Source organism: Methylobacterium sp. EM32 (genome assembly GCF_040593685.1).
In the GTDB taxonomy this organism is placed as follows: domain Bacteria; phylum Pseudomonadota; class Alphaproteobacteria; order Rhizobiales; family Beijerinckiaceae; genus Methylobacterium.
In genome coordinates this window covers 1-10,654 of the sequence record NZ_JBEXZS010000159.1, presented here as the reverse complement: position 1 = coordinate 10,654, position 10,654 = coordinate 1, and the positions used below count along the sequence as shown (strand labels likewise).

Below are 10,654 nucleotides of genomic sequence, written 5' to 3'. Positions count from 1 at the left end.
CGGCCCCCGCCCCGATTCCTGCGCCCGTCCCCGCGCCTGCGCCCTCCCCTCCCCCGGTCTTCACCCCCCCGACCGCAGCGCCGCCGGCCGAGACGCCCGAGGTCGACGAGCCCGCGTCGCAACCCGCGACCGGCGCGATCGACCTCAACACCGCGAGCCTCGCCGAGCTGAACGCCTTGCGCGGCGGCGGGATGATCGGCCGGGCGATCATCGCCAAGCGGCCCTATTCCGCGCCGGGCGACCTGCTGTCGAAGCGGGTGCTGAGCCGGGCGACCTACGAGAAGATCAAGGATCAGGTGACGGTGCGGTAAGGCGCAACTGAACATCGATCCGGCCGGCTCCGACGCCGGCTCGAGCCAAGCGCACCCGCTTCGAACACGCGCCCAGGTGAGAGGCTATGTCATCCCCGCCCAGACGTCGAAGCCGAACGTGCCGCAGCGTTCGGAGCGCGCGGGCCGCCGAGACCCGCTGGAAGAGGCCTGCAATCGACGCTATCGAGGAGCGCTCATCCGGACGAGCAGCTTGCGACGATGATGGATACTCTAGAGGATCGCCTGGAAGCGATGCACCCCCTGCTGGAGGATGGGGCGGATCTCCCGGGACGGAGCATGCCGAGCACCAGGATGCCTGGGAGCGACCGGTGGGTTGGAGAGTTCTGCTGTCGAACGCGGCGCGGCCCCGCCTTCGTGCTCTGGTCGCTTGGCAGACCCAATGGTGCGCTCAACGCGCGCTATCCGGACGGCTCCCGGGGCGTGATCGTCCATACTCTGGACCATGGGTGGCGGCGGCGCGCGTCGGGGCCGCGGCTTTGGACCTACGGGACGATGGAGATCAAGGAGGACGACGTCGCGTTCCACGACGGCGTCCAGCCCGTCTACGAGCCGCCGGCACCGGACCCGTCCGACCTGGAGGCCGTGCTGGCCCGCGACCCCGACTTCCTGGCTGCCCTGGAGAACGATCGGTTCGCGCAGGCGATCTACGCGATCTTTCAGAACCGCACCTTCATCGAAGATCGCAGCGGCCGGGCGTGGATGTGCGGCGACCGCCAGGCGGCTCACCTGGTCGCGGACCTTCGCGGACGGGGTGAGAGCTACCACGACTATTACTTACGGGAATTCGAAGGCACGTGGCCGGACGACGAAGCGTCTGAAGTGATCTCGCTGCTGAAATCGATCGCCTGTCTCCAAGACCCGCTCTCCCTTCCCGAAGTCAAATTCGGGGTGGGAACGGTCGTCCTCCCCGACGGAACGAGCGAGACGATCCGTGACGAGGCGCAGGCGCGCGAGGTCGAGGCGCGGTGGCACGGTCAGCTCGCGCAGTTCTGGCAGCAATGCGGGCACCTGCGCGACGAGCAGATATCTGGCTTCCGGGATCGTGTCGCAACGATCGATCGGCAACCGAATCGGGACGTGTTCGACCGCCTTCGCGCCCACCTCGCACGCCTCGGCTGGCACACGGAGACGAACGAGGACCGTAACCGGGCCCGAGCGGCGGCGCGGCAACGCGGCGTGGAAGTGCTGCAGGTCGTCAAGCAGCGGGAAGCCCGCCCGGCGGGCGAATGCCCGAGCTGGGCCAAGCCCATCCTCGAACGCCGGGAGCGTCAACGCGACCGGGGTAGCTTCGGCCTGACCCGAGCGACGGCCCTCGCCGGGCTCGACGAGGACGAGCGCGAGGTCGAGCGAGGCTGGGTTCCGTGCCGGCTCGACGACTTGGCGGTCACCGGCCGCATCGGCGAGGAAGAGTACACCGACCTGTCGGGGCGCCTCCTCGATCACTGAGGGAACACCGGCTCCCGATGCCCCGCACCGGGGACCGGCGCGCTCACGCCGCCATCGGCGCCGGGATCTCGGTCTCGCGCTCGGTCACCAGGTCGGCGGCGATGTGGCCGGAGCCGGCTGCCATGGTCCAGCCGAGCGTGCCGTGGCTGGTATTGAGCACCAGCCCCCGGATCCCGGTGCGGCCGAGATAGGGCACGTTCGAGGGTGTGGTCGGGCGCAGGCCACTCCAGGCGGTGGCGGCGGAAAAGTTTCCGGCATTCGGGAAGGTGCGCCGGGCATTCTCCAGGATCGCCGCGATGCGCGCGGCGTCGAGGTGGCGGGTGTAGCCCGACAATTCGGCGGTACCGGCGACCCGCAGGTGGGTGCCGAGATTCGAGTAGACCAGCTTGTACTCGTCGTCGGTGAGGCTGACCTGCGGCGCGCCGTTATGGCCCTCGATCGGGATCGAGGCCGAGTAGCCCTGGGCCGGGTAGATCGCGAGGTTGACGCCGTAGCGGCGCAGGAAGAGCGCCGACCACGAGCCGAGGGAGACGACGACGTTCGGGGCGGTGAGCCGCTGGTGGCCGCCCGCCACCATCGCCTCGACGCCGGTGATCCGGTCCGCCTCGGGGGAGAGCAGCAGGCGCGTCGCCTCCGAGCCGTACAGGAAGGTCGCGCCCATCGCGGCGGTGCGGGCGGCGAGCGCCTGGGTGAAGGCGCGGGCATCGCCGCTCTCGTCCTCCGCCGTGTAGGTCGCCGACCACGTCGTCGATGGCGTGGGCGAAGGCCGGCTCGAGCGCCAGCACCTCGTCGAGGGAGACCACCCGGCGCTCGCAGCCGTGCTGGCGCATCAGCTCGGCGACGGGCTTGGCTGCCTCGAACTCCTTGGCGTCGCGGTAGAAATGCAGGATGCCGAGCGTCTTCTCGGCGTAGGCCAGGTTCTCGGCGGCGCGGATCTCCTGGAGCTTGGCCCGGCTATAGGCGCCGAGCCGCACAATCTCGACGGTGTTGCGGCGCGCCCGCTCCGGGGTGCATTTGCGCATGAAGCCGGCGATCCACGACCATTGGTGCCGGTCGAGGCGTGGCGTGAACAGCAGCGGCGCCTTCGCGTCGAACAGCCACTTCATCGCCTTGAGCGGCGCGCTCGGATTCGCCCAGGGCTCGGCGTGGCTCACCGAGATCTGGCCACCATTGGCGTAGCTGGTCTCAAGCCCCGCGCCGCTCTGGCGGTCGATCACGCAGACCGACAGGCCGGCCTTGGCGGCCCAGTAGGCCGTGGCGGCGCCGACGACGCCGGCGCCAAGGACGATGAGATCGAAGGAGGTCTTCTGGGCCGACACGTGTTCCATCCTTCCCGCCGGTCTTGCGGCGGATGACAAAGGTTGGAACTCTATTCGGATGGCCTGAGAGATTCGCCGGGCGCATGACCCGGCTTGCTCCATCGGCAGGCGTCGCGCGCCCGCTCCAGCGGGCCCTCTCGGTCGCGGTCCTTCTACCTGAGAGCTTCAGCGCGCAGCACGGCTGGCACGCCTTTCCCCTTCGGTGCCGGCATGGCGCCGGTCTCTCCCGCAATCGTCAACGTACGGCCTAGCCCGTAGCACGGCCGTACGGGGGCGGGAAGCGCCAAACGTCGCGAAACCGCAAAGTTCGGTCGCTCCCGGGCAAGCCGGGATCGACCAGTCCCGTTCGAGCGGGGACCGGTCGCTCCGCTCAGGCCCGGCAGGCCTCGAACCCTTTGCGGATCGCCTCCGGATCGAGGTGGCGGCCGATGAAGACGACGCGGGACTCGCGCGGGTCGCCCGGCTTCCACTCGTCCTGCAGGTCGCCGTCGAGGATCATGTGCACGCCCTGGAAGACGAAGCGGCGCGGCTCGTCGGGGAAGCTGACGATGCCCTTGCAGCGCAGGATGTCGGGCCCCTGAACCTGGGTCAGGTCAGAGATCCAGGGCATGAACTTGTTGGGATCGACCGCGCCGGGAAGCCGCGCCGAGATCGACTGGATCTCGTCGGAATGGTGGTGATGGTGCCCTTCCTCCAGGAAGTCCGGCTCGACCTCGATGATGCGGGACAGGTCGAAGGCCTTGCGGTCGAGCACGGTCTCGAGCGGCACGGCGCAGTGCTGGGTGCGGTGGATCTCGGCGGAGGGGTTGATCGAGCGGATCTGGCGCTCGACGGCGTCGAGGCCGGCCGCGTCGACGAGGTCGGACTTGTTGAGCAGGATCACGTCCGCGAAGGCGACCTGGTTCTTGGCCTCGGGGGCGTCCTTCAGGCGCTCGGACAGCCACTTGGCGTCGGCCACCGTCACCACGGCGTCGAGGGTGGCGGCCTCGCCGACATCCTGGTCGACGAAGAAGGTCTGGGCCACCGGCGCCGGGTCGGCGAGGCCGGTGGTCTCGACGATGATCGCGTCGAACTTGCCCTTGCGCTTCATCAGCCCGTCCATGATCCGGATCAGGTCGCCGCGCACGGTGCAGCAGATGCAGCCGTTGTTCATCTCGAACACTTCCTCATCGGCGCCGACCACGAGGTCATTGTCGATGCCGATCTCGCCGAACTCGTTGACGATCACGGCGTAGCGCTTGCCGTGCGGCTCGGTGAGGATGCGGTTGAGGAGCGTGGTCTTGCCGGCGCCGAGATAGCCGGTGAGCACCGTGACGGGGATCTTGTCGGACATGCGGGGCCGTCTGTTCGCTGGTGAGCCGGGCGCCGGGAGGCGCCGCGAGGGTGATATAGTGTATCACTCCGCCCGGCGCGAGGCCGGCCCGGGGAAGCGGGCGACGTCGCACAGGAGTTCGACGAAGGCGCGCGCGCCGTGGTCGAGGAGGGCGCGGCCGGCTTCCGCCGTGCCGAGGCGGGCGTCGCCGATGGCGCCGGCCGGGTTGAGGTCCTGCGCGTGCCAGGCAAGCGCCGCCGGGCGGCCTGCGCGCAGATGGGTGTAGTCGCGCTCGATCGCGCGGCTCGCCGGCACGAAGTCGCGGATCGCCGCGCGCCGCACCAGGTCGGGGCGCAAAGCCAGCATCAGGGCGGTCTCGATCCCGCCGCCATGGATGCCGTGGCGCACCTCCTCGTCCGGGAACAGGCCGGGCGGGGTGCCGAAGCGGCTCCAGGCGGTGGTGACCGCCACCATGCCGTGCCGGCCGCGCAAGGACAGGGCCACGAGGTCCATGAGCGCGCTGTTGCCGCCATGCGACGACACGATGACGAGCCGGGTGCAGCCCGCCCGCACCACCCCGTCGCCGATCTCGGTCCAGGCCTTCAGCGCCGTCTCAGGGCTCAGCGTCAGGGTGCCGGGAAAATCCCCGTGCTCGGGCGACAGGCCGACGGATTGCACCGGCAGCACCCGCACGTCGAGGTCGTCGGGGACGAGGTCGGCAACCCGCGCCAGGTAGCCCTCGGCAATGACGACGTCGGTGGACAAGGGCAGGTGTGGGCCGTGCTGCTCCACGGCCGCCACCGGCAGCACCGCCACGGTGGCCGTCAACGCGCCGTCGCGGCACTCCTCGGTGGTCAGGTCGCCCCAGGGCCGGGCCGGCATGGCGTCACTCCCGTTGATGGTGGCGCGCACCATAAGCCGCGGACGGACCGGCCGAAACCGGCGCAAGTTCTTCACCTTCGCGTCATCCAGCCGTCACAGGCCGGCTGGCATGTGCGCCGTTGAGGGCGCCACTCGGCGCCCGGCCTGCCGCCCTTGCTCTCATGATGCACGCGCGGCAGGATTTGTCTCGAGAGCGGGGGCGGGTGCCATGGCAGCGAGCGAGCAGGCTTCGGCCGTGGATGCGCCGCGCCGGGCGGCCAAGCGCCTCCGCCCCCCCGGCGCCAAGAGCGTCGGCTGGGCCCTGATGCAAGCGGCCCGCCTCCATCGCGGCCGCATCGGCGACCGCCTGGCGGAGCTCGATCTCTTCGCCGGGCAGGAGCAGGTGGTGCAGGCGCTGGCGGCGGCCGGTACCATGACCATGGGCGACCTCGCCGCCACCCTGCGGGTGCGCCCGCCCACCGCCTCGAAGACCATCACGCGGCTCGCCGCCATGGGGGTGGTCGAGCGCCGGACCGAGGCCGGGGACGGCCGCATCGTCCGGGTGCGGCTGACCGAGGCCGGCCTGGCCAAGGCCGCGGCGATCGAGGGCCTCTGGGACGAGATCGAGGCCGAGATGCTGGAGGGCTTCGACAACAAGGAGCGCCGGCGCCTGCGCAAGCTCCTGCGCCGCGCCACCCGCAACCTCGCCGAGGCCGCCGGCCTCGAGGCGCACGAATCCGACGCCGAGGCCGAGGACGATCTCGAGGGCGGGCTCGACGGCGGGGATTCGAGCCGCGACATGGATTGAGGCGGGGCTTGGATTGAATCGGGGCTCGGACCGGAAGCCTTTTCGATCGAGCCAGCAATATTGTCACCCGCCGCGTCATTCCGGGGCCGCGCAGCGGAGCCCGGAATCCAGAACCGCCGGATGTTCAAAGTAAGGCGAGACGCGTTCCGCCCCCTCCTCAACCACCTGAGTATCTGGATTCCGGGCTCCGCTGCGCGGCCCCGGAATGACACCGAGGGCGGCAATACTGCCGAGAAATCTAACCACGTTTCGCAACAGCTTTCGGATCGACGTTCGGACTAGTCATACAGCCTATACCGTCCCGCCGAGTGGATTAGTTCGCACGCCACATGCCAGATCCCGAAGATCAGGCGACGCATAACCGTTATTGCCTTACCAAGGACACCGTTCTTCAATCTTCTACCGTACAGGCGAATGGCTTGCGGCGGGCGCAAGATCGGGTTGACCGGCAGAGACGAGTGTCCGATTACGAACAGTGCAGGGCGAGCGAGGCAGGGCCGTCCGGGTTCCGCGCGCGCCTGCTGCGCACGCATGTCGCGGCCCTGGCGGTCGCCCTGCTGGTGCCGGCGCTGCTCATCATCGGGCTGATCGCGCATCACTGGGTCCAGGCCGAGCGGGCGCGGATGGAGGAGCGGACCGCGACCCTCAACGCCCACGCGGTCGAGCAGATCGATCGCTTCCTCAGCGGCCAGATCGCGATGCTGCAGGCGCTCGCGACTTCGCCGGCCCTGGAGAACGGGGATTTCGCCCGGTTCGACCGCCAGGCGCGGGAGCTGGTGCGCCTGCAGGGCATCAACATCGTGCTGCGCGACGCCGACGGGCAGCAGCGCGTGAACACGCGGCTGCCCTGGGGAGCCCCCCTGCCCCGGGCGGTCATCGACAACGACCGGGTGGTGCGGGAGACCGGCGCGCCGGCGATCTCCGACCTCGTCGCCGGCACCGTCACCGGCCAGCCGATCGTCGTCGTCACGGTGCCGGTGCGGCACGGCGGGGCGCTCGCCTATTTCCTGAACGCCACCCTGCCGGCGCCGCTCTTCGGCGAGTTCCTGCGGGGCGCGGGCATTTCCGCGCCCTATTCCGGCTCGGTCGCCGACCGGAACGGGATCATCATCGGCCGATCGGTCGACACCGCGGCGGCGGCCGGCAAGCCGCTGCCGGGCTTCCGCTCGGTCTCCGGGACGACGGGGCAGTGGTGGGGCCACAACCTCAGCGGCATCCCGGTCTTCGGCACTCATCACCGCTCCGCCCTCTCGGGCTGGGTGGTGACGATCGGCATCGAGCAGGCGGCGTTGCGGGCGCCCTTCGTCACCTCCGTGCTGGTGCTGGCGCCGGTGATCCTCGGCCTGTCGCTGATCGCCCTGATCGCCTCGCTGCTCGTCGGCCGCCGGATCCTGCTCGCCAAGGCGCTGCTGGCGCGGGCGGCGGACGACCTCAGCCGCGGCGTCGCCCTGCGGATGCCGGTGACGCCGATCCGGGAGGTGAACGAGGTCGGGGCGGTGCTGGCGCAGACCTCGGCGATCCTGCAGCGGCAGGCGGACGCCCTGCGCAAGAGCAACGCCGACCTCGAGGACCGCATCGCCGCGCGCACCCGGGAGCTCGTCGCGAAGGAGGCGGTGCTCACGACGACCCTCGACGCGATGGACCAGGGCCTGATCATGGTCGACGCGCAAGGAAGGGTCGCGGTCACCAACCGCCGGCTCGCCGAGCTCCTCGACCTCGACCCGGCCTTCCTGGCGGCGCGGCCGTCACGGGCGGAGATGCGGCGGGTCCTGACGGCCGCGGGGGAATATGCGGGGGTCGATCCGGCCTTCGAGCACGCGATCGCGGTCGGCGACCTCGCGGTGATCGGCGAGCGCTACGAGCGCACGCGGCCGGACGGCACGATCCTGGAGGTCCACAACGCCCCGACCGCCGATGGCGGCGTGCTGCGCACCCTCACCGACATCACGGCGCGCCGGACCGCCGAGGCGGCCCTGCGGCGCAAGAAGGCCCTGCTCGACGCGACGCTCGCCAACATGGACCAGGGCGTGCTGCTGATCGACGCCGCCGGGATCGTCCAGCTCTGCAACGAGCGGGCGATCGACCTCCTCGGCCTGCCGCCGGAGTACCGCCACGGCCACCCGACCCTGGCCGAGCTCGTCGCCTGGCAGAGCGCGAGCGGCGAGTTCGGCGACGCCGCGGCGGAGCGCGCGCCCTGGCTCGCGCTCACGGGCGACCTCCTCGGTGCCCCCCCGGTCTACGAGCGCACGCGGCCCGACGGCACCGTGCTCGAGGTGCGCACCGTGCGCCTCGCCGAGGGCGGGGCGATCCGCACCGTCTCGGACGTGACAGAGCGCAAGCGGCGCGAGCTCGCCGTCCTGGAGGCCAACCGCGTCGCCGAGGCGGCCAGGGTCCAGGCCGAAGCCGCGCAGCGCCAGGCAGAGGCGGCGAGCGCCGCCAAGACCGAGTTCCTCGCCACCATGTCGCACGAGATCCGCACGCCGCTGAACGGCGTGATCGGCTACGCCGAGCTGCTGGTCCGGGCGGGCGACCTGTCGCCGGCGCAGAGCCGCAGCGCCGCGCGGATCCAGGAGGCGGGCCAGGCCCTGCTGACGGTGGTCAACGACGTCCTCGACTTCTCGAAGATCGAGGCCGGGCAGATCGACCTCGACCCGCAGCACTTCGGACCGGCGGCCCTGGCCGACGGCGCGGTCGCGATCGTCCGGACCGCGGCCGACGCCAAGCGCCTGGCACTGACCGTCGAGACGGCGCCGGGCCTCGCGCCCCGCCTGGTCGGCGACCCGGACCGGCTGCGGCAGGTGCTGCTCAACCTCGTCAACAACGCGATCAAGTTCACGCCGGCGGGACGCGTCACCCTGCACCTCGCGAGCACGCCGCTCACATGCGGGCGTCACGCCCTGCGGGTGGCGGTCAGCGATACCGGAATCGGCATCCCGGCCGACCGGCTCGGGCAGCTCTTCCAGCGCTTCAGCCAGGTCGACGGCTCGATCCGGCGCCGCTTCGGCGGCACCGGCCTCGGCCTGGCGATCAGCCGGCAGCTGGTCGAGGCCATGGGCGGAGAGATCGGGGTCGAGAGCCGGCCGGGCGCCGGCTCGACCTTCTGGTTCACCGTGCCGCTGGCCGCCGCCGCCGAGGAGGACCCGGCCCGGGAGCGGCCCCCGCTCGCGCCGCTCGCGCGGCCGGCCAAGGTCCTCCTCGTCGAGGACAGCCCGATCAACCAGGACATCGCCCGCGCCATCCTGGAGCGCCGCGGCCACGCCGTGAGCGTGGCGGGCGACGGCGCCGAGGCGGTCTCGGCCCTGCAGGCGGGCGGGTACGACGTGGTGCTGATGGACGTGCAGATGCCCGGCATGGACGGGCTGACCGCGACGCGCCACATCCGGGCGCTGGGCGCCCCGGCGAGCCGCCTGCCGATCGTGGCGCTCACCGCCAACGTGCTGCCGCAGCAGGTCGCCCAGTTCCGCGCCGCCGGCATGGACGACCACGTCGGCAAGCCGTTCCGGCCCGACGAGCTGCTGGCGACGGTGGAGCGGTGGAGCGCACCGCGGACGGCCGACGCGGCGTGACACCGCTTGCCGCGGCCGCGCGAGCCCTCCATCTCTCGCGCCGGGATCGACACCAGAGGACTCTGCCATGGCCCAACAGGAACGCAGCGCGCTGATCGTCGGGGCCTCGCGGGGCCTGGGGCTCGGGCTAGTACGGGCCTTCCTCGCCCGCGGCTGGGCCGTCACCGCCACCTCACGGGGCGAGGCGCCGGCGCTCGCCGCCTTAAGTCCCGTGGCGCCCGCCCTCGCGCGGGTCGACATCGACGACGACGCGGGCGTGGCGCGCCTGCACGACGACCTCGCGGGGAGAAGCTTCGACTTGGTGTTCGTGGTGGCGGGAATCGCCGACGGCGCCCAGGTGCCGCTGCCGCAGGGCGACCGGGCGAGCGCGCTCAAGGTCTACGAGACCAACGCGGTGAGCCCGATCCGCTTCGCCGAGACCTTCGCCGACCGGGTCGCCCCCGGCGGCCTGATGGTGCTGATGAGCTCGGTCCTCGGCAGCGTCTCGCTCAACGAGGGCGGCAGCTGGGAGAGCTACCGGGCGAGCAAGGCCGCCCTCAACACGCTGGCCCGCTCCTTCTCCGCCCGCCACCGCGACGCGCCGTTCGGCACGGTGCTGATGCATCCGGGCTGGGTGCGCACCGACATGGGCGGGCCTGAGGCCGACATCGACGTGGCGACGAGCGCCGAGGGGATGGTGACGGTGGTCGAGGGGCGGCTCGGGCAGCGGGGCTGCGTGTACGTGGATTATCGGGGCGAGACGGTGGCGTGGTAGAAGTGTAGCCCTACCGATCGACGCATCGGCTCTGACACCCTCGGCGTCATTCCGGGGCCGCGCCAGCGGAGCCAGGAATCCAGAACCGCAGGTGATGCAGATCATGGCGGGATGCGTGCCGCTCGCGTCGGAAAGACCTGAGCGTCTGGATTCCGGGCTCCGCTGGCGCGGCCCCGGAATGACCCTGTGAAGCGGGAAGGTCGCGCCCAAGCGGCTGAGCGGAAAAGAGACAACCCACCTTACTCCCCCGCCAACC

At 71.2% G+C, this 10,654-nt stretch carries 7 protein-coding genes, 1 pseudogene and 1 riboswitch; of the genes and pseudogenes, 5 read left to right on the top strand and 3 right to left on the bottom strand.

Going from position 1 to position 10,654, the window contains the following annotated elements; all coding sequences use genetic code 11:
* Together ABZT49_RS21040 and ABZT49_RS21035 are read left to right on the top strand one after the other, a co-directional pair.
* The coding region (locus ABZT49_RS21040; protein ID WP_355288680.1) for a helix-hairpin-helix domain-containing protein at positions 1 to 311 on the top strand (311 nt) is incomplete at its 5' end.
* 513 nt (positions 312 to 824) lie between these two features.
* Positions 825 to 1,778, top strand: a complete 954-nt coding sequence (locus tag ABZT49_RS21035; RefSeq protein ID WP_355288678.1) for a hypothetical protein — start codon at positions 825 to 827, stop codon at positions 1,776 to 1,778.
* A 43-nt stretch (positions 1,779 to 1,821) separates the two neighbouring features.
* Here the strand turns inward: ABZT49_RS21035 and ABZT49_RS21030 are convergent.
* From ABZT49_RS21030 to ABZT49_RS21020, 3 genes and pseudogenes are all read right to left on the bottom strand, one after another.
* Positions 1,822 to 3,106: pseudogene (locus ABZT49_RS21030) on the bottom strand (D-amino acid dehydrogenase).
* Between the two features lie 125 nt (positions 3,107 to 3,231).
* Positions 3,232 to 3,336: riboswitch (glycine riboswitch) on the bottom strand.
* Positions 3,337 to 3,467: 131 nt separating this feature from the next.
* Positions 3,468 to 4,430: a GTP-binding protein gene (locus tag ABZT49_RS21025; protein WP_093569773.1), complete on the bottom strand. Its 963-nt coding sequence runs from the start codon at positions 4,428 to 4,430 to the stop codon at positions 3,468 to 3,470.
* A 63-nt stretch (positions 4,431 to 4,493) separates the two neighbouring features.
* Positions 4,494 to 5,291 (bottom strand): creatininase family protein, encoded by a 798-nt coding sequence (locus ABZT49_RS21020; RefSeq protein ID WP_355288676.1) that lies wholly within the window; start codon positions 5,289 to 5,291, stop codon positions 4,494 to 4,496.
* A gap of 208 nt (positions 5,292 to 5,499) precedes the next feature.
* Between ABZT49_RS21020 and ABZT49_RS21015 the strand changes: the two genes are divergently transcribed.
* From ABZT49_RS21015 to ABZT49_RS21005, 3 genes are all read left to right on the top strand, one after another.
* Positions 5,500 to 6,078 carry a MarR family winged helix-turn-helix transcriptional regulator gene (locus tag ABZT49_RS21015; protein WP_355288675.1) on the top strand — a complete coding sequence of 193 codons (579 nt, stop codon included), beginning with the start codon at positions 5,500 to 5,502 and terminating at the stop codon, positions 6,076 to 6,078.
* 458 nt (positions 6,079 to 6,536) lie between these two features.
* Positions 6,537 to 9,644, top strand: coding sequence for a PAS-domain containing protein (locus ABZT49_RS21010; protein ID WP_355288673.1), 3,108 nt, complete (start codon positions 6,537 to 6,539; stop codon positions 9,642 to 9,644).
* Between the two features lie 67 nt (positions 9,645 to 9,711).
* Entirely contained in the window at positions 9,712 to 10,398 is a 687-nt protein-coding gene (locus ABZT49_RS21005) for an SDR family NAD(P)-dependent oxidoreductase (RefSeq protein ID WP_355288671.1), read from the top strand.
* Positions 10,399 to 10,654: the final 256 nt, after the last annotated feature.

Coding starts and splice junctions, on each gene's coding strand:
- ABZT49_RS21035 (WP_355288678.1), top strand. CDS start 825: ATGGAGATCAAGGAGGACGACGTCGCGTTCCACGACGGCGTCCAGCCC.
- ABZT49_RS21025 (WP_093569773.1), bottom strand. CDS start 4,430: ATGTCCGACAAGATCCCCGTCACGGTGCTCACCGGCTATCTCGGCGCC.
- ABZT49_RS21020 (WP_355288676.1), bottom strand. CDS start 5,291: ATGCCGGCCCGGCCCTGGGGCGACCTGACCACCGAGGAGTGCCGCGAC.
- ABZT49_RS21015 (WP_355288675.1), top strand. CDS start 5,500: ATGGCAGCGAGCGAGCAGGCTTCGGCCGTGGATGCGCCGCGCCGGGCG.
- ABZT49_RS21005 (WP_355288671.1), top strand. CDS start 9,712: ATGGCCCAACAGGAACGCAGCGCGCTGATCGTCGGGGCCTCGCGGGGC.